Raw genomic sequence first — 25,822 nt, forward strand, 5'->3', positions numbered from 1 at the left:
CCGGCCGCGCGCACCCTCCGCGCGGGCCACACGCGGGCCACCGGTTCGGGGGAACGGCAGCCGACAGACCGTCATATGAGCGATGGACAGATTTGTCTGACTATGTCCAAGCTCAGGGGCATGCGTGGAATTCTTGCTTCCTCAATCGGCGTCACCTGCGCCGCGGCCCTCGCCCTTCCGCTCGCCCCTCCCGCCGCCGCGTCCGCGGGGTCGGGGGTGCCGGTGGCGGGCGTGGCCACGCGTACGGCGGAGACGGCCGACGCCCGAGTCGATGTCCCCGGCAGCACCCAGTCGCTGCCCCTACAGTCCCTCACCCACGACCGTGCCTCCGGCGCCGTCCTCGGCCTGAAGCCCCGGACGGTGCGGACCTTCTCCCTCCTCGGCGTCGTCTGGGACGACCCCTCCGCCGACCTGCACGGCCGCGTGCAGGTCCGCACCCGTGCGGCCGGCACGGGGGAGTGGTCCGGCTGGCAGGACGTCGAGACCCACTACACCGAGCACGGCGCGGACCCGGACTCCCCGGAGGCCGCCTCCGGGCGGGTACGGGGCGCCACCGCGCCGCTGTGGGTGGGGGAGTCGGACGGGGTCGAGGTGCGGGTGCTGCCGGAGACGGGGGCCGGGGGGCCCGGTGGGGCGGTGGAGCGGGGTGCGCCTGAGCCGCAGGGGGATGTGGATCCGGTTGACGTGGGGTCAGGTGAGGCGTCCGCCGCCCTGCCGGCCGGGCTGCGGCTCGATCTGGTGGATCCGGGGGAGGAGGGGGCCGCCGAGGGCGCCGAGTCCGCCGGGTCCGCCGAGGGCGCCGAGTCCGCCGAGGGCGCCGAAGGGCCTCGTACGGGCGTCATGACCGCCGCGGCCAAGGCCGCCTCCGCCGCCAACTCCGCCCTCGTGCCGCTCGGCGCCGTCGAGATCCCCTCCCTCACCGCCGAGGAGACGCGGGAGGAGCTCACCGCCCTGCGCGGCGCCGACCTGACCGAGCAGCAGCGGGCCAAGCCGTACATCGGGCCCCGCCCCGCCATCGTCACCCGGCGCGGCTGGGGGGCGGACGAGAGCCTGCGCGAGAAGAGCTTCGTCTACACGAGCAAGGTCAAGGCGGCCTTCGTGCACCACACCGCCTCCGGCAACAACTACTCCTGCTCGCAGGCGCCCTCCCTGATCCGCGGTTACTACCGCTACCACACGAGGAGCCTGGGCTGGCGGGACATCGGCTACAACTTCCTCGTCGACAAGTGCGGCCGCATCTACGAGGGCCGGGCCGGCGGTGTGGCGAAGCCGGTGAAGGGCGCGCACACGATGGGGTTCAACACCAACACGACCGGCATCGCCGTCATCGGCTCCTACGGATCCAAGAAGCCGTCGTCCAAGGCGGTGAAGGCCGTCGCCCGGCTCACCGCCTGGAAGCTGGGGCTGCACGGCATGAACCCGAAGAAGAAGACGTCCCTGACGTCCGGCGGGGGCAACCTGTACGCGAAGGGCAGGAAGGTGAAGATGAAGGTGATCTCCGGTCACCGGGACGGGTTCAACACCTCGTGCCCCGGGGGGAAGCTGTACAAGAAGCTGAGCAGCGTGCGGTCGAAGGCGGCCAAGTACCAGGGCCGCTGAGCAAGCCGACCAAGGCCGGCCGCTCCGTTCCTGGGCGCAGGGTTGCGGTGCGGTGGGGGCGGGCGTAGCGCCCAGGGTGGGGTGGTGGTGCGGGGTCGCGCTGGGGGTGGACGTCCTCGGTCTGGCGCGAGAGTGCGCACTGGTAAGTGAACGGCGCGGACGCGCCAGCCGCTGCGGGCGCCCACCCCCACCCCGCCCCCTCCCCGCCGTCGGCGGCTAGCCGCGGGCGGTCGCCCGCCAACCGCGGGCATTCGTGCCGCCTAGGGCGGCACGGGTGGGCGCGGCGGCACCTCGCCGGCGCCGAGTTGCGCAGACACCCCCCGGCCCACACCAACGCCGGGTCACCAGAAAGCAAGGCGTGCCCCGCACACGTACGGCACCCCCCGCACGGAGTGCTAAAGACTCGCGATGTCACCGTGAGGCATCCGAGGCGCCCGCCGCGCAGGCGTCCTCCCACTCAACAGAATCAACCGCACCGCACGGTGCCGCTGCCCCGCATACGGCTCCAGCAACGCCAGCATGACGGAGTCGTCCGCATCCCGGTCCCCCGCCAACGCCCACCCCACGATCCCCGGCAGATGCAGATCCCCGACGGTCACCGCATCCACCGCCCCATGACTGCGCTGCACCGTCTCCGCGGACGTCCACGGCCCGATCCCCGGCACCAGCTCCAGCCGCGCCCGCGCCTCCTCCGGCGGCATCCGCGCCGCCTCCTCCATCCGCGCCGCGACCCGCACCGCGCGCAGCACGGTCGAGGCCCGCTTGTCGTCGACGCCGGCGCGGTGCCACTCCCAGGAGGGGATCAGCGCCCAGGTGCGCGGCGCCGGCATCACCGCCATCCGCTCGGGCGCGGGCCCCGGCGCCGGCTCGCCGAACCTGCGGACCAGCAGCCGCCACGCCCGGTACGCCTCCCCGGTGGTGACCTTCTGTTCCAGGATCGACGGGATCAGCGACTCCAGCACCAGCCCGGTGCGCAGCAGCCGCAGCCCCGGCAGGCGGTGGTGGGTGTGCGCCAGCAGCCGGTGCCGGGGAACGAAGGCGGACGGGTCGTCGGCGGCGCCGAGCAGTTCGGGGAGGCGGTCCAGGAGCCAGTCCGCGCCGGGGCCCCACGCCTCGCCCCGGACGGCGTCGTCGACGCGGGTCACCCGGAGCGTGCCGGGGCCCACCGGGGTCAGGCTGGTGCGCCACGCGGCGCCGTCCGGGGTCGTGCGGAACGTCGGGTCGCCGGTGCCTCGGCGCAGCGGGCCGAGGACCAGGCCCAGGTCCAGGGGGCCGTCCGGGATCCAGGTGCGGGTCCGGGGGGAGGCCGGTGCGCTGTGCGGTGCGCGCGGCGACGGCATCGCCACATGGCCGCCGCGCACGGTGGTCCGTGTCGGGCGGGGAGCGAAGCGTCCGGCCACGAGGTCCCCCGGGGTGAGAGTGAAGAGCTCCTACGAGGGTAGGGCCTCGCTCACCGCACCTCGGTGAACCGGGCGGCGTCCCGCTCGGGGCGGGGGCGCGGCGCCTCGGCCGGGTGGCCCACCGCGACCGCGCCCATCGGGTCCCAGTCGGCGGGCAGGTCCAGGACCTGGCGGACCACGTCGCGGCAGAACATCGTCGACGACACCCACGCCGAGCCGAGCCGCTCGCCCGCGAGGGCCACCAGGAAGTTCTGCACGCCCGCGCCCGTGGCGACGACGAACATCTCCCGCTCCGCGCCGTCCCGGCGGGCGTCGCCGTAGTGGTGCGAGCCGTCCATGACCAGGCAGGGCACGACCAGGTAGGGCGCGTTGCGCAGGACGTCGCCGCGGCGGATCCGCTTGGCGATGGACTCCTCCGACTTGCCGTCCCGGCGCAGGTCCGCGATCCAGGCGTCGCGCATGGCGTCGAGCAGGCGCGTGCGGGTCTCGGGGTTCTCGAGGAGGACGAAGCGCCAGGGCGTCGTGTGGTGGGGCGCCGGGGCGGTGACGGCCGCGGCGACCGCGCGGCGTACGGCACCGGGGTCCACCGGCTCGTCCGTGAAGGACCGCACCGTACGGCGCTGGGTGACCGCCTGGCGCACCGCCTCGGACGTGCCGAGGCGGAACATGTCGTCGCGCGCGCCGCGGACCAGGGCGCGGGCGCCCTCGGTGTCGTCGGATGCTGTCGTGTGCGGCAGGCCGCGGACCACCGCCACGGGGAGGCCTGTCGCCTTGCCCTTGACCAGGTCGCCGGCGGCGGCCAGCTCGTCGGCGGTCGCGACGACCGTCGCGGCGAGCGGGTTGCCGTGCGCGTCGGTGCCTCCGCGCAGGTCGTCCAGCACGCGGACGCCCGCCGCGCCGATCGCCACGTCGGTCAGGCCCGCCCGCCAGGGGCGGCCGAAGGTGTCGGTGACGATCACGCCGACCTCGACGCCGAGCGCGTCGCGGAGGCCCTCGCGGATCGCGCGCGCGGAGGCGTCCGGGTCCTCGGGGAGCAGGAGAACCGTGCCGGGGGCCGTGTTGGAGGCGTCGACGCCGGCGGCGGCCATGACCAGGCCCTGCCGGTTCTCGACGATGCGCAGGGGGCCGCGCCGGGCCACCACCCGTACGGTCTCCGCGTCGATCGCGGCCTCCCGGTCGGCGGCCTCGACGATCCGGCCCTCCGCCTTGGAGACGATCTTCGAGGTGACCAGGAGGACGTCGCCGTCGGCGAGGTCGGGTGCGGCCGACGCGATCAGCTTGGCCAGGTCGTCGCCGGGACGGACCTCGGGCAGGCCGGGGACGGCCCAGACCCGGTAGGCGGGGTGCGCCTCGCTCATGCCGTACGGACCTCCTCGGCCAGGGCCAGCGCCTCGCGGGCCATCCCGGCGGCCGCGTCCACGTCGGTCATCATCAGCGGCACGGCCCGGCAGCGGATGCCCGCCTCCTCGACCCGCTCCACGGCCGCCGCGTCCACGGTGTCGACCAGCCAGCCGTCCAGCAGCCCGGAGCCGTAGTGCTCGGCGACCGCGGCCGCCGTGGACTCCACGCCGACGGCGGCGAGCACCTTGTCGGCCATGCCGCGCACCGGGGCGTCCCCCACGATCGGCGACAGGCCGACCACCGGGACGCCCGCGTCGGCGATGGCCTCGCGGATGCCGGGCACCGCGAGGATGGTGCCGACGGACACCACGGGGTTGGACGGCGGGAAGAGGATCACGTCGGCCTCGCCGATCGCCTCCAGGACGCCCGGTGCGGGCTTGGCCTGCTCCGCGCCGACCGGCACGACCGCCTGGGCGGGCACCGAGGCCCGCAGCCGCACCCAGTACTCCTGGAAGTGGACCGCCTTGCGCTCGCCGTCGAGCTCGACCGCCACGTGCGTCTCCACGCGGTCGTCGGTCATGGGGATGAGGCGCACACCGGGCTGCCAGCGGTCGCACAGCGCCTCGGTGACCGCGCTGAGCGGGAAGCCGGCGCCGAGCATCTGGGTGCGCACGATGTGCGTGGCGAAGTCGCGGTCGCCCAGCCCGAACCAGTCCGGGCCGACGCCGTAGGCCGCGAGTTCCTCCTTGAGGTGGAAGGTCTCGTCGCTCCGCCCCCAGCCCTGCTCCTCGTCGATACCGCCGCCGAGCGTGTACATCACCGTGTCGAGGTCCGGGCAGACCTTCAGCCCGAAGAGGTGGATGTCGTCGCCGGTGTTGCCGATGACCGTGACGTCCGCGTCCGGCACGGCCCGCTTCAGACCGCGCAGGAAACGGGCACCGCCGATGCCGCCTGCCAGAACCACAATGCGCATGGGGCCATCCTCGCAGGCCGCTACGACATCGCGTCAGCCAGTCACCGGACCGTTGCCGGGCGTGCCTCGCAGTGCGGGGCGGCGGGGGAGGCGGCGGCAGGGCGGAGCCGGGACGGCGGACGCATCGGCATCTCGGTCAGGCCCGGGTAGTAGATGTGCAGGCTGACGGCGGGTTCGAGGGTGTCGTTGACGACGTCGTGCGCGTAGCCGGGCGCGAAGACCCGCTGCGCCCCGGAGGCCAGCACGCGCGTGGCGCGGTCGGTGCGCTCGGTCAGCGCCCCGTCCAGGACGGTGAGCACGCCGGAGGAGCGGCCGTGGTCGTGCGGTCCGCTGCCCTGGCCGGGCACCCAGGACAGCAGCCACACCTCGTAGCCGGGCCCGGTGCGCAGCCGGTGGTACCAGCGGGTGGTGGCGTCGTAGCGCACGAGCGGTTCCCACTGGGCGCGGTCGGCGGCGACGGCGCGGGCCAGGCCGGCGAACTCGGCCACGGTGGCGGGGTGTTCACGCTCGGGCTGGAGCAGGTGCGGGACTTCGAGGATGTCGCCGGCGATCTGGAGGTCGCTGTCGCTGTTCATGGGTACGGGGGTCCTCGGCGCGGATGAGGCGGGGCGGTGGGGGTGTGGCGCCGCGTGAGGCCCGGGTCGCGGGCGGGCGGCAGGGGGCGCCCCGGTGGGAGCGGATCAGCAGGGGGAGGCCGGGTCCCTGAGGGACGCGGCGGCGGCGGGAGCGCGGTGGCTCAACAGCCGGTACAGCGACAGCTACAGCGAGCGCGGGCAGCACCGAGGAACCCGGCGGAGCGGGTCGAGGTGAGTGCCGGATTCGCGAGCATGCCCACAAGGAGAGCGGTTCACACCACCGAAGTCAACTCGACGCCCGGTATGTGGGATCCGGTTCACCTCATCCGGTGCATCTGGCAGGTGAAAGGTTTGCTCACCCGGCTGCCGGGACACAAGGTGCGCACGGCCGGGCGCCCCGTGCGCCGTTGCGATCCTGTGATCCGACTGTGATCCGGATCGCCGCGGCAGGGGTGTCGGAACGAGATCGATCCTCTGGGCGTCCTCTCTTACGAGGCTCTGCGTGGGGTCGGACGCCCTCGCGGGTCCCGTACGTGTGTCAAGGTTTAGGGTGATTTGAACACTTTCCGCTCGGCCTTGGTTCCGCAGAGTGAATAAGGGGCTCAATAGCAGATCTCGGCTTGACTCGCCCGGAGCAGCACACTTGTAATTTCACTCGTGTCGTTCAGCCGGAATCGGTAACGGCCACATCACGGGGACGCGAAAGACGGACGAGGGGCGCACATGACCGAGCTGGTGCAGCAACTGCTGGTCGACGACGCGGACGAGGAACTCGGCTGGCAGGAGCGCGCGCTGTGCGCCCAGACCGACCCCGAGTCCTTCTTCCCCGAGAAGGGCGGCTCCACCCGGGAGGCCAAGAAGGTCTGCCTCGCCTGCGAGGTCCGCTCCGAGTGCCTCGAGTACGCCCTCGCCCACGACGAACGCTTCGGCATCTGGGGCGGCCTGTCCGAGCGGGAGCGCCGCCGTCTCAAGAAGGCCGCCGTCTGACGCGCGGCGCCCGGGGCGCCCCGCGGCGCACTCCCGATATCCACACACTTCTTCGTACAAACGGCACTTAAGGCCCGTCGCCGGTGGGTTGTCCACAGGCGGCGGGCCCCCTTGTTGTGCAGCCGATAGTGTGGGCGCTCGTCCGAGACGCCCCGTCGCCCCCATCGGGCACGGGCGTCCCCACAGTCCACCGAACCGGGGCCCGTACCTCGATGTCCGTGCACAGCCACACGGCAGCCCGTCAGGATTCCGCTGCCGCACCAGAGTTCCCGCGTCACGTGGTGACCGCGGTCCTCGTCTCCCACGACGGCGCCCGCTGGCTCCCGGACGCCCTCGCCGGCCTGATCGGCCAGGAGCGCCCCGTCCAGTTCGCCATGGCCGCCGACACCGGCAGCGCCGACGACTCCGCCCGGCTGGTCACCGAGGCCCTCGGTGACGACCGCGTCCTGCACCTCGCCCGGCGCACCGGCTTCGGCCAGGCCGTCGAGGAGTGCCACCGCGGCGCCCCGCACCTCACCCCGGACGACCTGCCGTACCTGAAGCGGCCGAGCGGCTGGGACCCGGTCACCCGCCAATGGCGGGACGACGCCTACGACCTTCCCGAACTGCCGTACGGCGAACCGGTCGAGTGGCTGTGGCTGCTGCACGACGACTGCGCCCCCGAGCCCGACGCGCTGGCCGAGCTGCTGCGCGTCGTGGAGAACGAGTACGAGCTCGGCCGTGAGGACGTCGCCGTCGTCGGCCCCAAGCTCCGCGGCTGGTACGACCGCAGACAGCTCCTCGAGGTCGGCGTCTCCATCGCCAACTCCGGCCGCCGCTGGACCGGCCTGGACCGCCGCGAGCAGGACCAGGGCCAGCACGACCACGTACGCCCCGTGCTCAGCGTGTCCACCGCGGGCATGCTCGTCCGCCGCGATCTCTTCGAGCAGCTCGGCGGCTTCGACCGGCACCTGCCGCTCATGCGCGACGACGTCGACCTGTGCTGGCGGCTCAACGCCGCCGGCTACCGGGTCCTCGTCGCGCCCGAGGCGGTCGTCCGGCACGCCGAGGCGGCCTCCCGCGAGCGCCGCACGGTCGACTGCGTGGGCCGCACCGCCGCCTCCCCGCACAAGGTGGACAAGGCCGGCGCCGTCCACACCCTCCTCGTCAACACCCGCACCGCCGCCCTGCCCTGGGTGCTCCTGAGGGTCGTCCTCGGCACGCTGCTGCGCACCCTCGCCTACCTGGTCGGCAAGGTCCCCGGGCAGGCCGTCGACGAGATCCGCGGCCTCATGGGCGTCCTGCTGCGCCCCGAGCGCATCCTCGCCGGACGCCGCGACCGCGGCAGCCCGCAGGTGGACAAGGGCGAGCTGCGGCCGCTGTTCCCGCCGCCCGGCGCGACCGTCCGCGTCACCGTGGAGCAGGTCGCGAGCAACCTCGTCGGCCGCTCCGACCCCGAGGCCGCCTCCGGCGCCGGCCGGCACGGCAGCGCGATCGAGTCCGGACCCGGCGGCGACGACGCCGACTTCCTCGAGATCGAGCAGTTCGCCCGCCTCAAGCGCATCGCCCGCCGTCCGGGACCTGTGCTGTTCCTGACGCTGCTGCTGGTCTCGCTGGTGGCATGCCGTCAGCTCCTCGGCGGGGGCGCGCTGGCCGGCGGCGCCCTGCTGCCCGCGCCGGCCGCCGCGGGCGACCTGTGGGCCCGCTACACCGACGCCTGGCACGCGGTCGGCGCCGGCGGCACCGGCACCGCACCGCCCTACCTGGCGGTCGTCGCGGCGCTCGCGACCCTGCTGCTCGGCTCCACCGGCCTCGCCGTCACCGTGCTGCTGGTCTGCTCGGTGCCGCTGGCCGGCTTCACCGCCTACTTCGCCTCCCGCCCGCTGGTCGAGTCCCGTCTGCTGCGCGCCTGGGCGGCCGTCGCCTACGCCTTCCTGCCCGCCGCGACCGGCGCCCTGGCCGCGGGACGTATCGGCACGGCCGTGCTCGCCGTGCTGCTGCCCCTCCTCGCCCGCGCCGGCATCGCCGCGAGCGGCCTCACCGCCCCGGACGGCCGCGGCAGCTGGCGCGCCACCTGGGCGTACGCGCTGCTGCTCACCCTCACCACGGCCTTCACCCCGATCGTGTGGCCGATGGCGCTGATCCTCGGCATCGGCGTGCTGGCCCTGCGCAGGTCCGACCTCAAGGCCTACGGCCCGCGCTTCCTGGCGCAGTTCGGCAGCCCCCTGCTGGTGCTCGCCCCCTGGTCGCTGTCCCTGCTGCCGTTCGGCTTCTTCACGGAGGCCGGACTGCCGTACGGGCCGTCGGCCGCGTCGCCGCTCGACCTGCTCGGCGCGAGCCCCGGCGGGCCCGGCACGAGCGGCGGGCTGCTGCTGATCGGCCTGGTCCTCGCCGCGCTGGCCGCCCTGCTGCGCGCCGAGCGCCGCACGGCGATCCTCACCGCCTGGGCGGCCGCCCTGGTGGGCCTCGTCTTCGCGGTCCTGTCCAACAACTCCGCCTGGGCAGGCCCCGCCACCCTCGTCCAGGGCATCGCCCTGCTGGCGGCCGGCACGCTGGGCGCCGACGGCGCCCGCGCGCGGGTCGCCGAGCAGAGTTTCGGCTGGCGCCAGCCGGTCGCCGCGCTGATCGCCCTGGCCTGCGCCGTCGGCCCGCTGATCCTCGCCGTCGGCTGGATGATCCGCGGCGCCGACGGACCCGTCGAGCGGCGCGACCCGGTGCAGGTGCCGGCGTTCGTCGCCGAGGAGAGCGCCACCCGCGACCAGGCCCGCACCCTGGTCCTCGACACCGACTCCGCCGACCGCGTCGACTACGTCCTGGTGCGCGGCTCCGGGGCCCGCATGGGCGACGCGGAGATCGCCGCCCAGGACGGCGAGAACGACCTGCTCGACAAGGTCGTCGCCAACCTCGTCGCCGGCTCCGGCGCCGATCAGGCCGACCAGCTCGGCGGCTTCGCCGTCCGCTACGTCCTGGTGCACTCGGGCGCCCCGCGCGAGGTCACCCGGGTGCTGGACGCCACGCCCGGCCTGAGCCGGCTCAGCCAGCAGGCGGGCGGCGCGCTGTGGCGGGTGGACCGGCAGGTCGCCCGCGCGGCCGTGGTGCCCGCCGAGGGCAAGGGCGAGCCGGAGCCCGTGGCCGCGGGGCCGGTCGAGATCCACACCGAGATCGAGGACGGCGCGGAGGGCCGCGTCCTGCGCCTGGCCGACTCCGCCGCCGAGGGCTGGACCGCCACCCTCGACGGCGAGCCGCTCACCCCGACCACGGTCGACGGCTGGGCCCAGGGCTTCGAACTGCCCGCGTCCGGCGGCGCCCTGGACGTCACCTACGACGAGCCGTTCACCCACACCCTGTGGATGTGGGCCCAGGGCCTGCTCGCCCTGGTCCTCGTCGTCATGGCGCTGCCCGGCCGCAGCCGTGACATCGACGACGACCTGCCCGAGGAGGCGCCTGTCCCGGCCGAGGCCGTGGCCGGCGAGGGCCGCCGGGCCCGCAGGCTGCGCGCCCAGGCCGAGGCGGAGGCCGCGGCGGCGGCCGCCGCCCACGGCACGGACGGCGACCCGGAGCTCGTGGACGCCGCGGACGGCATGGACGGCACGGACGCGGAGTCCGACCTGCCCGCCCCGCCGGAGCACCTCCCGGCGTCCGTCCCGCACCAGGCCGGCTACGGCGACTGGGACCAGGGGCAGTACCGGAACGCCGAGTACGACGAGAACACCGGCTACGACGAGAACGCCGGCTACGACGAGAACGCCTACGCGGCCGCGCCCTACCAGCAGCAGTACCCGGCGGACGCCTACGGCGGACAGCAGTACCCGGCGGAGGGCTACCCGCAGCAGGACGGCGCGTACGACCCGTACGGCTACGGCGCCCCGCAGCAGGGCTACGACCAGACGTACGCGCAGGGATACGACGGGACGGCGTACCCGCAGGGCTACGACCCCGCGTACGACCCCAACGGCACGGGCAACGAGCGTCCTGACGGGAGCCAGCAGTGAACCGCACCACCCTGTCCCTGATCGCGGGCGCCACCGCGCTCGCCGCCGTCACCGGCTTCGCCGCGGTCTCCGCGCCGGACCCCGGGTCCGCCGAGCAGCGGACCGGGGCGGCGGCCACCCTGCCCGTGGAGCGCACCGGCCTGCTGTGCCCGCAGCCCAGCACCTCCGACCTCGCCGAGACGACGTACACCTCGTTCACCCCGGTCACGGAGGGCGCTGACGACAAGGGCACGGCCGTCCTGCGGGCGGCCGCGCAGCAGTCGGTCCCGGGCGAGGACGCGGACGGCAAGAGCGAGGACGAGAAGGACGGCGAGAACGCCGACGACGGCTCGACCGGCGAGAACGGCGAGAACGGCGACAACGGCGAGAACGGCGAGAAGGACGAGCAGGGCGGAAAGGACGCGGCGAAGGACGACAAGGCCGACAAGCCCGTCCTCCAGCTCCAGGCGCCCGGCAAGCCCGTGACCGTCGAGGCCGACGGGTCGGACGCCCCCGCCCTCGTCGGCACCGCCGACGGCCGCTTCGCGTCCGGCTGGGCCGCGCAGCAGACCACGGAGGTCGCCGCGGGGACCGGCCGCGGGCTCCAGGGCGTCGCCTGCTCCGCCGCAGACACGCAGTTCTGGTTCCCCGGCGCCAGCACCGACGACAGCCGCACCGACTACATCCACCTGACCAACCCGGACGACTCCGCGGCCGTCGTCGACATCGAGCTCTACGGCAAGGACGGGGAGCTGGAGACGACGGTGGGCGAGGGCGTCACGGTCAAGCCGCGCTCCGCCGAGCCGCTGCTGCTGTCCACGCTCACCGCCGAGAAGCAGACCGACGTCACCGTGCACGTGGTTGTGCGCAGCGGCCGGGTCGGCGCGGCCGTGCAGGCCCTGGACGACGAGACGGGCGGCGACTGGCTGCCCGCGTCGGCCGACCCGTCGGGCAGCCTGGTCCTGCCCGGCATTCCGAAGGACGCCAAGGCGGTGCGCCTGGTCGCCTTCACGCCCGGGGACGCCGACGTCGACCTGAAGGTGCAGCTCGCCTCCCCGTCCGGCCTGATCACCCCGGCCGGCAACGAGACGCTGCACCTGAAGGGCGGCATGACCGCCGGCTTCGACCTGGGCGACCTCACGCGCGGCGAGGCGGGCTCCCTGGTGCTGACGGCGCCGGGCGGCTCCGTGCCGGTGGTGGCGGCGGTGCGGGTGCTGCGCGGCGAGGAGGGCAAGCAGGAGTCGGCGTTCGTCCCGGCGGCCCGGCCGCTCGAGACGCGGGCGACGGCGCTGGACAACACCGCCAAGGGCACCACCCTCTCGGTGACCGCGCCCGAGGGCGGCGCCGAGATCGAGGTGACGGCCTCGGCGGGCACCAAGGGCGGCACGCCGCAGACGAAGACGTACACCATCAAGTCGGGCACCACGCAGGACATCGAGGCGCCGGTGCCCGCGGGCCTGAAGGGCAGCTACGCGCTGACGGTCGAGACGCGGTCGGGCGGTCCGGTGTACGCCTCGCGCACCCTGGCCTCGACGGAGGGCGGCGTCCCGTTCTTCACGGTCCAGCCGCTCCCGGACGACCGGGGCATGGTGGCGGTGCCGGACGCGAGCGAGGACCTGTCCGTGCTCCAGAAGTGACCGCGCGGACCCCGGCGCCTCAGTCCTCGCCGTACCGGGGGTCGACGGTCTCGGGGGTCAGTCCCAGCAGGTCGGCGACCTGTTCGACCACGACCTCGTGGACCAGCGCCGCCCGCTCGTCGCGGCCCTTGCAGCGGATCTCGACCGGCCGCCGGTAGATCACCACGCGCGCGGGGCGGCCGTCGCGCGCCGTCACGGTCCCGCCCAGCGGGACCGTCTCGTCCCAGCCGGGCCCAGCCGCGCCGTCCAGCCGGGGGACGTCCTGCACCAGGAAATCGATGTCGGCGAGCTGCGGCCAGCGCCGCTCCAGCCGCTCCACCGAGTCCTGCACCAGGTCCGCGAACGCGTCCGCGCGGCTGGCGGCCAGCGGCACCTGGGGCGGTGCGATCGGGCCGCGCATGCCCCGGCCGTGGCGGTCACGGCGTCGGGGCCCGGGGCCTGCGGAGCGAGGAGTCACGGGGCTGTCCATCACTGCGAAGGGTAGCCGCCGTGCCGCCGCGCCGCCCCACGCCCACGCGCCTTCCGGCCGACCCGCGCGCCATGTCAGAACGTGACCATTTCAGCCAAGGTTGGGCTCGATTCCGTATCTCTCCCTGACCGAAGACCTCAAGGCATTTGACGGTGTTTATGCCGACTGGTGACCGGAATCAGAACCGGCCGAAAGCCGCCGTTCCGGCGTACCGCCTGGTCACAGAGGTGTGCTTCCTGGGGTATGTGGGGCGTTTCACACCCCGACACGGGGGAGTGACCTGGTGGAGAGTCGTCGCGGCCCGCTCAAGAGTGCGGTACCGTCCAACGTCGTGAGCCCTGTACGTCGCTGTTCGCGCACCGCTTGCGGCCGTCCCGCCGTCGCGACGCTGACGTACGTCTACGCCGACTCGACCGCGGTCCTCGGCCCGCTCGCCACCTACGCCGAACCCCACTGCTACGACCTGTGCGCCGAGCACTCCGAGCGTCTCACCGCGCCGCGCGGCTGGGAGGTCGTCCGCCTGCTCGACGGGTCCGCCCCGGCGCAGCCCAGCGGGGACGACCTGGAAGCGCTCGCCAACGCCGTGCGCGAGGCGGCCCGCCCCCAGGAGCGGGCGGCCGGAGCCGGCGGCGGCGCGCGCGGCGCCGACCCGATGGAGGTCGCCCGCCGCGGCCACCTGCGGGTTCTGCGCTCCCCGGACAACTGAGGCCGCGCGCCCGGTCGCCCCGTCACATCCCTTCACCGCACACCCATTGACGCCTGCTTGGCGCGGACACGACCATTCCGGTGACCCAGCGAGAAATCGCTTTCGCATGGCGGAATCCGGGAGGCGCTCGTGTACGTCCAGGAACTGGAACCCGTCGCCGGATCGCTCGGCCTCTCCGCCCTCGTGGCGGCCCTGCCGCTGCTGACCGTGCTGGTGCTGCTCGGCGGCGTCCGCATGAAGGCGCACCTCGCGGGCCTCATCGGCCTGGCGGCCGCCGTCGCGGTGGCCTGGCTGGCGTACGGGATGCCGCTCGGCCAGACGCTCTCCAGCGGCGTCCAGGGCGCGGTCTTCGGGCTCTTCCCCATCATGTGGATCGTCGTCAACGCCCTGTGGATCTACCGCATGACGGTCCGCACCCGCCACTTCGACATCCTGCGCCGCTCCTTCGGCCGCCTCTCCGACGACCCCCGCATCCAGGCCCTCGTCGTCGCGTTCTGCTTCGGCGCCCTGCTGGAGGCCCTGGCCGGATTCGGCGCCCCCGTCGCGATCTCCGCCGTGATGCTGGTCGCCCTCGGCTTCGACCCCGTACGCGCCGCCGTGGTCGCGCTGGTCGCCAACACCGCGCCGGTGGCGTTCGGCGCGATGGGCACGCCCGTCGTCACACTCGCCCAGGTCACCGGGCTGCCGCTGGACTCCGTGGCGTCCGTCGTCGGCCGCCAGACCCCGCTGCTCGCCCTCGTGGTGCCGCTCGTGCTGGTGTGGCTGGTCGACGGCCGGCGCGGGCTGCGCGAGACCTGGGTGCCGGCCCTGGTGTGCGGCGTCGCCTTCGCCGTGGCGCAGTTCGTCGCGTCGAACTTCGTCTCCGCCCAGCTCGCCGACATCGGCGCCGCGCTCGTCGGCGCGGGCGCCCTGATGGCCGTGCCCCACGCGCGCGTGCCCGCCGCCGAGTCCGTACGTGCCTCCGTGCTCACCGGCACCCGCAGCGAGGAGCTGGACGCCGAGGACCCGCGCGGCGAGGTGGTGCGGGCGTACACCCCGTACGCGCTGATCGTCGCGATCTTCGCCGTCGCTCAGATCCCGGCCGTCAAGGACTGGCTGGCCGGCGCCACCCGGACCTGGAACTGGCCGCTGCTGGACGTCGCGAACCCGGACGGCGAGCCCGTCTCCGGCAACATGTTCAGCCTGCCGCTCGTCTCCACCGGCGGGACGCTCGTGCTGTTCGCCGGGCTCGCCACCGCCGTCGTCCTCGGCGTCCACGCGCGCGTGGCGGTCAGGGAGTGGCTGGAGACCGTGCGCGAACTGCGCTTCGCCCTGCTCACGGTGACCAGCGTGCTCGCCCTCGCCTACGTCATGAACCTCTCCGGCCAGGCCGCCACCATCGGCCACTTCGTGGCGGCCGCCGGAGCGGGCCTCGCCTTCCTGTCCCCGGTGCTGGGCTGGTTCGGCGTCGCCGTGTCCGGCTCCGACACCTCCGCCAACGCCCTGTTCGGCGCCCTTCAGGTCACCGCCGCCCAGCAGTCCGGCCTCTCGCCCGAACTGCTCGCCGCCGCCAACAGCTCCGGCGGCGTGCTCGGCAAGATGATCTCGCCGCAGAACCTCACCATCGCCTGCGCGGCCGTCGGGCTCGCGGGCCGCGAGGGCGACCTGCTGCGCAAGGTGCTGCCCTGGAGCCTCGGCCTGCTGCTCGTGATGTGCCTGATCGTGGTGGGCCAGAGCACGGCGGTGCTCGGCTGGATGCTGCCGTGAACCTCCGCGACGGCCGTGCCGGACGCTACGGGTAGTTTGTGGTGACCGACAGGACTTCCGGAAGGGCTGGCCGTGGCTGCTGATCTCTCGCAGATCGTGAAGGCGTACGACGTGCGCGGGGTCGTCCCCGACCAGTGGGACGAGTCGCTCGCCGAGCTCTTCGGCGCCGCCTTCGTCCGGGTGACCGCCGCGACCGCCGTCGTCACCGGCCACGACATGCGCCCCTCGTCCCCGGGCCTGTCCGCCGCCTTCGCGCGCGGCGCGGCCGGCCAGGGCGCCGACGTCACCGAGATCGGCCTGTGCTCCACCGACCAGCTCTACTACGCCTCGGGCGCGCTGGACCTGCCGGGCGCGATGTTCACCGCCTCGCACAACCCGGCGCGGTACAACGGCATCAAGCTGTGCCGCGCCGGCGCCGCCCCCGTCGGCCAGGACACCGGCCTCGCCGACATCCGCGCCCTCGTCGAGGAGTGGAGCAGCACGGGCGCCCCGGAACCGGCCGCCGCCCCCGGCGCCGTCACCCGCCGCGACACCCTCGAGGACTACGCGGCCCACCTGCGCTCGCTCGTCGACGTCACCGGCATCCGCCCGCTGAAGGTCGTCGTCGACGCCGGCAACGGCATGGGCGGCCACACCGTCCCGACCGTCCTCGCCGGACTGCCGCTCACCGTCGTCCCCCTGTACTTCGAGCTCGACGGCACCTTCCCCAACCACGAGGCCAACCCGCTCGACCCGGCCAACCTCGTCGACCTGCAGAAGCGGGTCCGGGAGGAGGGCGCCGACCTCGGCCTCGCCTTCGACGGCGACGCCGACCGCTGCTTCGTCGTCGACGAGCGCGGCGAACCGGTCTCCCCCTCCGCCGTCACCGCCCTGGTCGCCTCCCGCGAACTCGCGCGCAACGGCGGCAAGGGCACCGTCATCCACAACCTGATCACCTCCCGGTCCGTGCCCGAGGTCGTCCGCGAGCACGGCGGCACCCCCGAACGCACCCGCGTGGGCCACTCCTTCATCAAGGCGGAGATGGCCAGGACCGGCGCCATCTTCGGCGGCGAGCACTCCGCCCACTACTACTTCCGCGACTTCTGGAACGCCGACACCGGCATGCTGGCCGCCCTGCACGTCCTCGCCGCGCTCGGCGAGCAGCAGGGCACCCTGTCCGCGCTCGTCGCCGCGTACGACCGCTACGCCGGCTCCGGCGAGATCAACTCCACCGTCGACGACCAGGCCGCCCGGCTCGCCGCGATCCGCGCCGCCTACGAGGGCCGCGAGGGCGTCACCCTCGACGAGCTGGACGGCCTCACCGTCTCCGCCGCCGACTGGTGGTTCAACGTTCGCCCCAGCAACACCGAACCGCTGCTGCGGCTGAACGCCGAGGCCCGGGACGAGGCCACCATGATCCGCGTCCGCGACGAGGCACTCGCCCTGATCAGGCAGTAACCGCCCAACCATCGGCCACCGGGGCGGCGGACGCTTCGCGCACCCCGCCCCGGACCCGCCGCGCGGCCCTCACCGGCGGTACCCTGACCAGCACATCCACCAGCGAAGGGACCCTCATGCCTCTCGAAGCCGGCCTCCTGGAGATCCTGGCCTGCCCGGCCTGCCACTCCCCCCTCGAGGAGCGGGACACCGAGCTGGTCTGCACCGGCCAGGACTGCGGACTCGCCTACCCGGTCCGCGACGGCATCCCCGTCCTCCTCGTCGACGAGGCCCGCCGCCCCCAGTAGCCGCAGCCGCGCGCCCGGAGCCCCCGCGTACCGCCGACGCCCCGCCGATCGGAGCCTGTCGCCCATGCTCGACGAATCGCTGCTCGACTCACCGGAGGGCCTCGCCGAGGCCGACCACCGCGCCCTGCTCCGCGGCACCGCCGAGGCCGGCGCCCGCGTCCGCACCGCGGCACGGCACGCCGCCGAGGCCGGCGTCGGCGACCTGAAGCCCGACGGCCGCCCCCGCGCCGTGCTCATCGCCGGGCCCGGCGCCGCCGCCACCCAGACCGCCGACCTGCTCGGCACCCTGGCCGGCGCCGGCAGCCCCGTCACCCGCCTCGCCCCCACCGGCGTCGCACCCGCCGCCGGCGCCCTGCGCTGGGAACTGCCGGGCTGGACCGGGTCCGTGGACCTGCTGCTGATCGCGACCCCGGACGGCACCGAACCGGGCCTGTCCCTGCTCACCGAGCAGGCGTACCGCCGCGGCCTCACCGTCGTCGCCGTCGCCCCCGCCGGCACCCCGCTCGCCGAGTCCGTCTCCGGCAGCCACGGCCTGTTCGTCCCCATGGCCACCGCGCCCTACGACCACGACGAACCCCTCGCCGCCTCCGCGCCCGGAGTGCTGTGGGCGCTGCTCACCCCGCTGGACCGCACCGGCCTGCTCACCGCGCCGCCGGACGCCCTGGAGAAGGTCGCCGACCGCCTCGACGCCGTCGCCGAACGCTGCGGGCCCGCCGTCGCCACGTACAGCAACGCGGCCAAGACCCTCGCCGCCGAACTCGCCGACGCGCTGCCCGTCGTATGGACCGAGGGCGTCTCGGCGGGACCGGCAGGACGGCGGTTCGCCGCCGCGCTCGCCGAACTGTCCGGCACCCCCGCCGTCGTCGCCGAACTGCCCGAGGCCCTCGCCGCGCACAGCGCCCTGCTCGCCGGTCCGCTCGCCGCCCGGGCCGACCCGGAGGACTTCTTCCGCGACCGCGTGGAGGAGGCGCCCGCCCTGCACGCGCGTGTGGTGCTGCTCCGCGACCGGCCCCTCGGCGGCCTCACCGCCGCGCCCGCCGCCCGCGAACTGGCCCTCACCCACGACACGCCGGTCAGCGAGCTGGAGCCGGAGGAGGGCGGCGAACTGGAGACCCTCGCCGAGCTGATCGCCGTCACCGATTTCGCCGCCGTTTACCTGGCGCTCGCCTCGGCACCCCGATGATGCCGAAGACCCCCTGACCCCCCGCGCGGGCGCCCGGCCCGGCGCGCCCGCACGAGAACCGGCAGCACGAGAACCGGCAGAAGGAACGCGACAAGCCCCATGGACCGCCTCGACAACACCGTCCGCCCCTACGCCTGGGGCTCCGTCACCGCCATCCCGCGGCTGCTCGGCACCGAACCGACCGGCGAACCGCAGGCGGAGATGTGGATGGGGGCCCACCCCGGCGCGCCCTCGCGCACCGGCCGGGGCACCCTCGCCCAGGTCATCGACGCCGACCCGGAGCGGGAGCTCGGCGCCGCCGCGGTCGCCAGGTTCGGGCCCCGTCTGCCGTTCCTGCTCAAACTCCTCGCCGCCGGCTCCCCGCTGTCCCTCCAGGTCCACCCCGACCGGGCCCAGGCGCAGGCCGGCTACGAGGACGAGGAGCGGCGCGGCGTCCCTGTCACCGCCCCGCACCGCAACTACAAGGACGCCAACCACAAGCCCGAACTGATCTGCGCCCTCACCGAGTTCGACGGCCTGTGCGGCTTCCGCGACCCGCTGCGCGCCGCGGAACTCCTCGACGGCCTCGGCGTGGACTCCCTCAAGCCGTACGTGGACCTGCTGCACGCCCACCCCGAGGAGGCGGCGCTGCGCGAGGTGCTCACCGCCGTCCTCACCGCCGACCCGGACGAGACGGCCCACACCGTCACGGAGACCGCCGCCGCCTGCGACCGCCTCGGCGGCCCCTACACCCCCTACGCCGGCATCGCCCACCACTACCCGGGCGACCCCGGCGTCATCGCCGCGATGCTCCTCAACCACGTCCGGCTCCAGCCCGGCGAGGCGCTGTATCTCGGCGCCGGCGTCCCGCACGCCTACCTCCAGGGCCTCGGCGTCGAGATCATGGCCAACTCCGACAACGTCCTGCGCTGCGGCCTCACCCCCAAGCACGTCGACGTCCCCGAACTGCTGCGCATCGTCCGCTTCGAGGCCGCCGACCCCGGCGTGCTCCGCCCGGAGGCGGGCCCGGACGACGAGGAGGTCTACGAGACCCCCACCGACGAGTTCCGGCTCTCCCGCTACGTCCTTCCCGAGGGCGCCCCCGCCCACGACCTCACCCTCGACGCCCCGCAGATCCTGCTCTGCACCGCCGGCGCCGTCCACACGGGCGAGCACGACCTGACGCCCGGACAGTCCGTGTTCGTCCCCGCGGGTGAGAAGGCCGCGATCTCGGGTACCGGCACCCTCTTCCGGGCCACCGTCGTCCTCTGACCGGGCCATGACGGCGACCTGACGCGCCGTCGCAGGGCGCGGCTGCAACAATGGCCCACCGTCACAGCACGGGCACCGGCCCGGCGGCAGGCACCCACGCCTGCCTCGACCTCAACGGCGTACGAAGGGACAACGCGAACACATGAGCGCGTCAGGCGGCACCAAGGCGATCGTGGCGGCACTCGCCGCCAACCTCGCGATCGCGGTAGCGAAGTTCGTGGCGTTCGTCTTCAGCGGCTCCTCGTCGATGCTCGCCGAGTCCGTGCACTCGGTCGCCGACTCCGGCAACCAGGCACTGCTGCTCGTCGGCGGCAAGAAGGCCCAGCGCGAGGCCACCCCGGAGCACCCCTTCGGCTACGGCCGCGAGCGGTACATCTACGCCTTCCTCGTCTCCATCGTGCTGTTCTCGGTCGGCGGCATGTTCGCCCTCTACGAGGGCTACGAGAAGATCAAGCACCCGCACGAGCTGGAGCACTGGTACTGGCCGGTCGGCGTGCTGGTCTTCGCGATCATCGCCGAGAGCTTCTCCTTCCGCACCGCCATCAAGGAGTCCAACGTCACGCGCGGCCGGCGCTCCTGGAAGGAGTTCGTCCGCCACGCCAAGGCGCCCGAGCTGCCGGTCGTCCTGCTGGAGGACCTCGGCGCGCTCGTCGGCCTGGTCCTCGCCCTCGGCGGCGTCGGCCTGGCCCTCGCCACCGGCGACAGCGTCTGGGACGGCATCGGCACCCTCTGCATCGGCGTCCTGCTCATCCTGATCGCCCTGGTGCTCGCCGCGGAGACCAAGTCGCTGCTGCTCGGCGAGTCCGCGGGCGTCGAGGAGACCCGCAAGATCGAGGCCGCCGTCGTCGACGGCGACACCGTCACCCGCATCATCCACATGCGCACCCTCCACCTCGGCCCGGAGGAGCTGCTGGTCGCCGCCAAGATCGCCGTCCGGCACGACGAGACCGCCGCGGAGATCGCCGCCGCCATCGACGCCGCCGAGGCCCGCATCCGCGACGCCGTGCCGATCGCCCGGGTGATCTACCTCGAGCCCGACATCTACAGCGAGGCCGAGGCCGCCAAGGGCGCCGACCCCGAGGCCACCCCCGGCGGACCCACCCAGCCGGACGCGGAGCACTGACCCTCCCCGGTCACGCCGTCAGGCCGTTCCGGGACCGCACCGCGGCCCCAGAACGGCCTGATGTGTTCGGAGGCGGACTGGGGCCCGCCGGGCGGGTCGGTGTAGCTTGGGACGGAGCCAGACGTCGCTGCTGATGGCGGTCGGGCGGTCCCACCGCGGACCGGCCGAGGGAGAGAGGGCCTCCGACGGACTGCGCTGCGCGTACGCGGGCATGCCTGTGCCCTCCTCGGGCACCCCTGTGTCCGCCGTCGCGCAGACCAGCCGTACCCACCTCGACCCCAATCCGAGGAGCAGCCCGTAATGACGACTGTCGACAACCGACAGGACTTCAAGGTCGCCGACCTCTCCCTGGCCGAGTTCGGCCGCAAGGAGATCACCCTCGCCGAGCACGAGATGCCCGGCCTGATGGCGATCCGCAAGGAGTACGCCGACGCCCAGCCCCTGGCCGGCGCCCGGATCACCGGCTCCCTGCACATGACCGTGCAGACCGCCGTCCTCATCGAGACCCTGGTCGCGCTCGGCGCGCGGGTCCGCTGGGCGTCCTGCAACATCTTCTCCACCCAGGACCACGCCGCGGCCGCCATCGCCGTCGGCCCGGACGGCACGCCCGACAACCCGCGGGGCGTCCCCGTCTTCGCCTGGAAGGGCGAGACGCTCGAGGAGTACTGGTGGTGCACCGAGCAGGCGCTGACCTGGCCGGACAGCCCCACCGGCGGCCCCAACATGATCCTCGACGACGGCGGCGACGCCACGCTCCTCGTCCACAAGGGCGTGGAGTACGAGAAGGACGGCAAGGCGCCCTCCCCGGACACCGCCGAGTCCGACGAGCACCGGGTCATCCTGGAGCTGCTCAACCGCACCCTCGCCGAGAGCCCGCAGAAGTGGACCCAGCTGTCCTCCGAGATCCGCGGTGTCACGGAGGAGACCACGACGGGTGTGCACCGCCTGTACGAGATGCAGCGTGAGGGCACGCTCCTCTTCCCGGCGATCAACGTGAACGACGCCGTGACGAAGTCGAAGTTCGACAACAAGTACGGCTGCCGGCACTCGCTGGTGGACGGCATCAACCGCGCCACCGACACGCTGATCGGCGGCAAGACCGCCGTGGTCTGCGGCTACGGCGACGTCGGCAAGGGCTGCGCGGAGTCCCTGCGGGGCCAGGGCGCGCGGGTCATCGTCACGGAGATCGACCCGATCTGCGCGCTCCAGGCGGCGATGGACGGCTACCAGGTCACCACGCTCGACGAGGTCGTCGACAAGGCCGACATCTTCGTCACCACGACCGGCAACAAGGACATCATCATGGCCTCCGACATGGCCAAGATGAAGCACCAGGCGATCGTCGGCAACATCGGCCACTTCGACAACGAGATCGACATGGCCGGCCTCGCCAAGGTCCCCGGCATCGTCAAGGACGAGATCAAGCCGCAGGTCCACACCTGGACGTTCCCCGACGGCAAGAAGATCATCGTGCTGTCCGAGGGCCGCCTGCTGAACCTGGGCAACGCCACCGGCCACCCGTCGTTCGTGATGTCCAACTCCTTCGCGGACCAGACCCTGGCCCAGATCGAGCTGTTCACCAAGCCCGACGAGTACCCCACCGGCGTCTACGTGCTGCCCAAGCACCTCGACGAGAAGGTCGCCCGCCTCCACCTGGACGCGCTCGGCGTCAAGCTCACCACGCTGCGCCAGGACCAGGCCGACTACATCGGCGTGAAGGTGGAAGGACCGTACAAGTCCGACCACTACCGCTACTGAGCCGGCCGCTCCTCACCGAGCCCGAGCCCCGAGGCAGGCCCCCGCACCCCCGTGCCGGGGGCCTGCCCCGTTGTCGGACCGGTGACCCGGCCCCGCCCTCACGACCCAGGACCCCCATGCCCCGCGGCCGCTATTCGCTCCACGATCCGCACGATCACACCCCCCTCGCGGACGAACACTTCCACTGCGCCCCCGGCCCTTCCGGCTGGCGCTACGTCGCTCAGCTGACCACCCCCGCGGGCGATCACAGCGGCTCCGTCGATCTCGCCCTGGACGAGCTCGGCCGCCCCATCCGCCTCGAACTGCACGCCGGCGGCTGGCAGGTACGCGGCGCCGCCCTCGACGGCGTCACCTGGGTCCGCACCGACACCACCGGGACCCACGCCACCGAAGGCAATGTGCGCGCCCACGCCTTCACCGGCCCGTCCCCCGCCTTCCTCGTCGCCACCGCCCGTCTCCTGCGCCTCACCCCCTCCGCCGCGGCCACCCGCGTACGCCTCGTCGCCTTCACCGACCCGGTCCTCGCCCCCCGCACCGTGGACCAGTCCTGGGCGCTGGTCGACAGAGAAACACACACCACTGACAACGGCCCCCTGACCGTGGACGCGTACCAGGTCACAGCCCTGGACACGGGCGAACAGCACACCGTGCACCTGGCCGGCGACGTCGTCCTGTCCGCGCCCGGGATCGAGCTGGAGGACCTGGACTCACCCCCGTCGGACCTCGGCTGAACGACCGCCCCCGCCGGCGCTCACGCGGGCGGCACGAACCCCGTCGCCGGCCGCCCGGCGGACGCGCCGCCGCCCGGTACCGGATTCCCGGCGGCCTGGGTGGTCGCGGGCGGCACCATCGGAGACACGCCGGCGGGCGCATGGGCGGGCGGCGGCAGCACCGGCACACCCGCACCGGCGGGAGCAAGGGGAGCACCAGGAGCGGCGGGGCCGCCGAACGCCCGCTGCGCCTCCCGCGTCTGCCGCTCGTGCAGCACCGCCGCCAGGAACATCGCGGGCGGCACCCCCGGAGGCACCGGCGCCCCGGTGCACCCGGCCACGTCCGCCGCCAGCCGCTCCGCCATCGACGAGCCGACCCGCGGATCGAGCTGCCGCATCCGCGTCAGGTACTGACGGACGGCGAGCCACAGACCGTCGGGCACCGCCGACAGGTCGAGCCCGGAGAAACGTCCTACCAGCCACGGCGGGGGCGGCGGCACGAAACCGCCCTGCCCGGCCGGCACCCGCTCCCGCACCACCAGCGTCCCCGCGAACACGTCCCCCAGCCGCCGGCCGCGCGCCGACACCAGGGAGGCGACACAGGCCACCACCCCGAACGTCATCAGGATCTCGATCACCCCGAGCAGCCCCCGCACCAGCGCGTGCCGGAACCGGATCGGCCCGCCGTCGTCCCGCACCACCCGCAGCCCGCACGCCAGCTTCCCGAGCGACCGCCCGTGGGTCAGCGTCTCGACCAGGATCGGCCCGCCCACCAGCACCAGCACGAACGTCGCGATCGACACCGCCGTCCGCGCCGCCTCGTCCAGAGAGGCCGTCGCCGCCACCAGACCGAGGGTGACCACGACATAGACGGTCACGGCCGCCGCCAGATCCAGCAGCACGGCCAGCCCCCTGCTGGGCAGCTTCGCGGGGCGCAGCTCCAACGCCACCGCCTCGCCCGTCACCAGCTCACTCACGCCCGCCGCCCTTCCTGGTCTGCCCCGGACACCGCCAGTCTGCCAAGCTGATGCCACATCGCACCGCAGTACGAGCAGTACGAGCAGCCCGACAGCGCGACCGCCGACGATCAGCCGAGGAGCAGGCACACCGATGGACCTCGACGTCTTCGTCTCCGCCCACCGCGCGGAGTGGGACCGCCTCGACGCCCTGCTCGGCCGGCGCCGTCGGCTCACCGGCGCGGAGGCCGACGAACTCGTCACCCTCTACCAGCGCGCCGCCACCCACCTCTCGGTGATCCAGTCGGCCGCCCCCGACCCCCAGCTCACCGGCCGGCTCAGCCGGCTGGTCGCCCGCGCGCGCAGCGCGGTGACGGGCACCCGCCGGGCGTCCTGGCGCGACGTCACGCAGTTCCTGACCCACGGCTTCCCCGCGGCGGTCTACCGCGCGCGTCACTGGTGGGTGCCGACGGCGCTCGTCTCCACGGCTGTGGCCGCGCTGCTCGGCTGGTGGATAGGCACCCACCCCGAGGTCCAGGCCTCCATAGCGGCGCCCGCGGAACTGCGCGAGATGACCCGCCCCGGCGGCCAGTACGAGACGTACTACTCGAGCAACCCGGCGACCTCGTTCGCCGCACAGGTGTGGACGAACAACGCGTGGGCCGCGGCCCTGTGCCTCATCCTCGGAGTGTTCCTCGGCCTGCCGGTGCTGTGGATCCTCTTCCAGAACATGCTCAACCTGGGCGTCGGCTTCGGCCTGATGTCCTCCGCCGGCCGCCTCGACACCTTTCTCGGCCTGGTCCTCCCGCACGGCCTGCTGGAACTCACCGCGGTCTTCGTCGCCGCCGGCACGGGCCTGCGTCTCGGCTGGACCGTCGTCGACCCGGGACCGCGCACCCGGCGCACCGCGCTCGCCGAGGAGGGCCGTGCCGCCCTCGCGATGGCGATCGGACTCGCCCTGGTCCTGTTCGTCTCCGGGGCCGTCGAAGGATTCGTCACCCCGTCGGGCCTGCCCACCTGGGCCCGCATCACCATCGGCGTCGTAGCTGAGCTGGCCTTCCTTGCGTACGTCTACCTCGTGGGCGGACGAGCCGCCCGCGCCGGCGAGACCGGGGACCTCGAGGCATCCGGGCGAAGCGCGGACGTGCCCACGGCCGCCTGATGTGCGACGGGCCCCGGCGAGCTGCTAGTGTCCTCTTCGCCCCACAGGAGCCGTTGACGCGGAGCCGGTGGGGAGGTAGATTTGAACAGTTGCCTGGAGATGGGGTTCTGACCCTGAAGGCGACGGTGAACATCTACTGGCTTCCCGCAGGGACACAGATTCCGCGGAAGCACCCCCGACAAGTCGGAAATCGAAGGCCGGTCAATCCGCCCCGAAACTTCTGATAAAGTCGGATCCGCCGGAAAGGAAAGCGCGAAAGCGTCGACCTGGAAAGCACCGAGGAAATCGGATCGAAAAGATCTGATAGAGTCGGAAACGCAAGACCGAAGGGAAGCGCCCGGAGGAAAGCCCGAGAGGGTGAGTACAAAGGAAGCGTCCGTTCCTTGAGAACTCAACAGCGTGCCAAAAGTCAACGCCAGATATGTTGATACCCCGTCCGTCCGGATCTCCGGATGGTCGAGGTTCCTTTGAAGAAAACACAGCGAGGACGCTGTGAACGTCAGGATTATTCCTCCCGACGTTCCGCTCTCGTGATGTGTGCACCGGAGTACCGGTAAACATTCACGGAGAGT

Annotated in this window: 20 protein-coding genes; 14 read left to right on the plus strand and 6 right to left on the minus strand. The window is 73.6% G+C overall.

Features of this window, described 5'->3' with window-relative positions; all coding sequences use genetic code 11:
* Positions 1-120 precede the first annotated feature (120 nt).
* Complete coding sequence (locus ACFOSY_RS25360) at positions 121-1,599, plus strand: peptidoglycan recognition protein family protein (protein WP_394310859.1); 1,479 nt, start codon at positions 121-123, stop codon at positions 1,597-1,599.
* Positions 1,600-1,994: 395 nt separating this feature from the next.
* Here ACFOSY_RS25360 and ACFOSY_RS25365 read toward each other — a convergent pair whose 3' ends face one another.
* From ACFOSY_RS25365 to ACFOSY_RS25380, 4 genes are read right to left on the minus strand one after another with little or no spacing between them, the layout of a single operon-like run.
* On the minus strand, positions 1,995-2,999 hold the full coding sequence (locus ACFOSY_RS25365; RefSeq protein WP_394310861.1) for a DNA-3-methyladenine glycosylase family protein: 1,005 nt from the start codon (positions 2,997-2,999) through the stop codon (positions 1,995-1,997).
* A gap of 50 nt (positions 3,000-3,049) precedes the next feature.
* Entirely contained in the window at positions 3,050-4,357 is a 1,308-nt protein-coding gene (locus tag ACFOSY_RS25370; protein WP_394310864.1) for a coenzyme F420-0:L-glutamate ligase, read from the minus strand.
* The gene (cofD, locus tag ACFOSY_RS25375) at positions 4,354-5,313 is read right to left on the minus strand and encodes a 2-phospho-L-lactate transferase (RefSeq protein WP_394310866.1); all 960 of its coding nucleotides are present in this window, start codon (positions 5,311-5,313) and stop codon (positions 4,354-4,356) included. The genes ACFOSY_RS25370 and cofD overlap by 4 nt, the downstream gene beginning before the upstream one ends.
* 41 nt (positions 5,314-5,354) lie before the next feature.
* On the minus strand, positions 5,355-5,888 hold the full coding sequence (locus ACFOSY_RS25380) for a cysteine dioxygenase (RefSeq protein WP_394310868.1): 534 nt from the start codon (positions 5,886-5,888) through the stop codon (positions 5,355-5,357).
* 723 nt (positions 5,889-6,611) lie between these two features.
* Here ACFOSY_RS25380 and ACFOSY_RS25385 point away from each other — a divergent pair.
* From ACFOSY_RS25385 to ACFOSY_RS25395, 3 genes are all read left to right on the plus strand, one after another.
* The gene (locus tag ACFOSY_RS25385; RefSeq protein ID WP_006134669.1) at positions 6,612-6,875 is read left to right on the plus strand and encodes a WhiB family transcriptional regulator; all 264 of its coding nucleotides are present in this window, start codon (positions 6,612-6,614) and stop codon (positions 6,873-6,875) included.
* A gap of 278 nt (positions 6,876-7,153) precedes the next feature.
* Positions 7,154-10,846 (plus strand): glycosyltransferase family 2 protein, encoded by a 3,693-nt coding sequence (locus ACFOSY_RS25390; RefSeq protein WP_394310871.1) that lies wholly within the window; start codon positions 7,154-7,156, stop codon positions 10,844-10,846.
* Positions 10,843-12,462: a DUF5719 family protein gene (locus ACFOSY_RS25395; protein ID WP_394310873.1), complete on the plus strand. Its 1,620-nt coding sequence runs from the start codon at positions 10,843-10,845 to the stop codon at positions 12,460-12,462. The genes ACFOSY_RS25390 and ACFOSY_RS25395 overlap by 4 nt, the downstream gene beginning before the upstream one ends.
* A gap of 19 nt (positions 12,463-12,481) precedes the next feature.
* On the opposite strand, the gene ACFOSY_RS25400 is transcribed toward ACFOSY_RS25395, so the two are convergent.
* Complete coding sequence (locus ACFOSY_RS25400) at positions 12,482-12,862, minus strand: metallopeptidase family protein (protein ID WP_394310875.1); 381 nt, start codon at positions 12,860-12,862, stop codon at positions 12,482-12,484.
* A gap of 352 nt (positions 12,863-13,214) precedes the next feature.
* Between ACFOSY_RS25400 and ACFOSY_RS25405 the strand changes: the two genes are divergently transcribed.
* From ACFOSY_RS25405 to ACFOSY_RS25445, 9 genes are all read left to right on the plus strand, one after another.
* The gene (locus tag ACFOSY_RS25405; RefSeq protein WP_006134663.1) at positions 13,215-13,637 is read left to right on the plus strand and encodes a DUF3499 domain-containing protein; all 423 of its coding nucleotides are present in this window, start codon (positions 13,215-13,217) and stop codon (positions 13,635-13,637) included.
* Between the two features lie 129 nt (positions 13,638-13,766).
* Complete coding sequence (locus ACFOSY_RS25410) at positions 13,767-15,383, plus strand: L-lactate permease (protein ID WP_394310877.1); 1,617 nt, start codon at positions 13,767-13,769, stop codon at positions 15,381-15,383.
* Positions 15,384-15,455: 72 nt separating this feature from the next.
* Complete coding sequence (locus ACFOSY_RS25415; RefSeq protein WP_394310879.1) at positions 15,456-16,820, plus strand: phosphomannomutase/phosphoglucomutase; 1,365 nt, start codon at positions 15,456-15,458, stop codon at positions 16,818-16,820.
* A 116-nt stretch (positions 16,821-16,936) separates the two neighbouring features.
* On the plus strand, positions 16,937-17,107 hold the full coding sequence (locus tag ACFOSY_RS25420) for a Trm112 family protein (RefSeq protein ID WP_006134660.1): 171 nt from the start codon (positions 16,937-16,939) through the stop codon (positions 17,105-17,107).
* 64 nt (positions 17,108-17,171) lie between these two features.
* Entirely contained in the window at positions 17,172-18,290 is a 1,119-nt protein-coding gene (locus ACFOSY_RS25425; RefSeq protein WP_394310882.1) for an SIS domain-containing protein, read from the plus strand.
* Positions 18,291-18,389: 99 nt separating this feature from the next.
* Positions 18,390-19,541, plus strand: coding sequence for a mannose-6-phosphate isomerase, class I (gene manA, locus ACFOSY_RS25430; RefSeq protein WP_394310884.1), 1,152 nt, complete (start codon positions 18,390-18,392; stop codon positions 19,539-19,541).
* Between the two features lie 142 nt (positions 19,542-19,683).
* Positions 19,684-20,664: a cation diffusion facilitator family transporter gene (locus ACFOSY_RS25435; protein ID WP_394310887.1), complete on the plus strand. Its 981-nt coding sequence runs from the start codon at positions 19,684-19,686 to the stop codon at positions 20,662-20,664.
* A 300-nt stretch (positions 20,665-20,964) separates the two neighbouring features.
* Complete coding sequence (gene ahcY, locus ACFOSY_RS25440; protein ID WP_394310889.1) at positions 20,965-22,422, plus strand: adenosylhomocysteinase; 1,458 nt, start codon at positions 20,965-20,967, stop codon at positions 22,420-22,422.
* Positions 22,423-22,538: 116 nt separating this feature from the next.
* The gene (locus tag ACFOSY_RS25445; RefSeq protein ID WP_394310892.1) at positions 22,539-23,153 is read left to right on the plus strand and encodes a hypothetical protein; all 615 of its coding nucleotides are present in this window, start codon (positions 22,539-22,541) and stop codon (positions 23,151-23,153) included.
* 20 nt (positions 23,154-23,173) lie between these two features.
* On the opposite strand, the gene ACFOSY_RS25450 is transcribed toward ACFOSY_RS25445, so the two are convergent.
* Positions 23,174-24,109, minus strand: coding sequence for an RDD family protein (locus tag ACFOSY_RS25450; protein ID WP_394310894.1), 936 nt, complete (start codon positions 24,107-24,109; stop codon positions 23,174-23,176).
* Between the two features lie 133 nt (positions 24,110-24,242).
* On the opposite strand from ACFOSY_RS25450, the gene ACFOSY_RS25455 reads away from it, so the two are divergent.
* Positions 24,243-25,250 carry a stage II sporulation protein M gene (locus tag ACFOSY_RS25455; protein ID WP_394310896.1) on the plus strand — a complete coding sequence of 336 codons (1,008 nt, stop codon included), beginning with the start codon at positions 24,243-24,245 and terminating at the stop codon, positions 25,248-25,250.
* Positions 25,251-25,822 lie beyond the last annotated feature (572 nt).

This window comes from Streptomyces lusitanus (genome assembly GCF_042647945.1).
Lineage (GTDB): Bacteria > Actinomycetota > Actinomycetes > Streptomycetales > Streptomycetaceae > Streptomyces > Streptomyces pseudogriseolus.

Coding starts and splice junctions, on each gene's coding strand:
- ACFOSY_RS25380 (WP_394310868.1), bottom strand. CDS start 5,888: ATGAACAGCGACAGCGACCTCCAGATCGCCGGCGACATCCTCGAAGTC.
- ACFOSY_RS25455 (WP_394310896.1), top strand. CDS start 24,243: ATGGACCTCGACGTCTTCGTCTCCGCCCACCGCGCGGAGTGGGACCGC.
- ACFOSY_RS25385 (WP_006134669.1), top strand. CDS start 6,612: ATGACCGAGCTGGTGCAGCAACTGCTGGTCGACGACGCGGACGAGGAA.
- ACFOSY_RS25370 (WP_394310864.1), bottom strand. CDS start 4,357: ATGAGCGAGGCGCACCCCGCCTACCGGGTCTGGGCCGTCCCCGGCCTG.
- manA (WP_394310884.1), top strand. CDS start 18,390: ATGGACCGCCTCGACAACACCGTCCGCCCCTACGCCTGGGGCTCCGTC.
- ACFOSY_RS25400 (WP_394310875.1), bottom strand. CDS start 12,862: ATGCGCGGCCCGATCGCACCGCCCCAGGTGCCGCTGGCCGCCAGCCGC.
- ACFOSY_RS25420 (WP_006134660.1), top strand. CDS start 16,937: ATGCCTCTCGAAGCCGGCCTCCTGGAGATCCTGGCCTGCCCGGCCTGC.
- ACFOSY_RS25360 (WP_394310859.1), top strand. CDS start 121: ATGCGTGGAATTCTTGCTTCCTCAATCGGCGTCACCTGCGCCGCGGCC.
- ACFOSY_RS25435 (WP_394310887.1), top strand. CDS start 19,684: ATGAGCGCGTCAGGCGGCACCAAGGCGATCGTGGCGGCACTCGCCGCC.
- ahcY (WP_394310889.1), top strand. CDS start 20,965: ATGACGACTGTCGACAACCGACAGGACTTCAAGGTCGCCGACCTCTCC.
- cofD (WP_394310866.1), bottom strand. CDS start 5,313: ATGCGCATTGTGGTTCTGGCAGGCGGCATCGGCGGTGCCCGTTTCCTG.
- ACFOSY_RS25445 (WP_394310892.1), top strand. CDS start 22,539: ATGCCCCGCGGCCGCTATTCGCTCCACGATCCGCACGATCACACCCCC.
- ACFOSY_RS25425 (WP_394310882.1), top strand. CDS start 17,172: ATGCTCGACGAATCGCTGCTCGACTCACCGGAGGGCCTCGCCGAGGCC.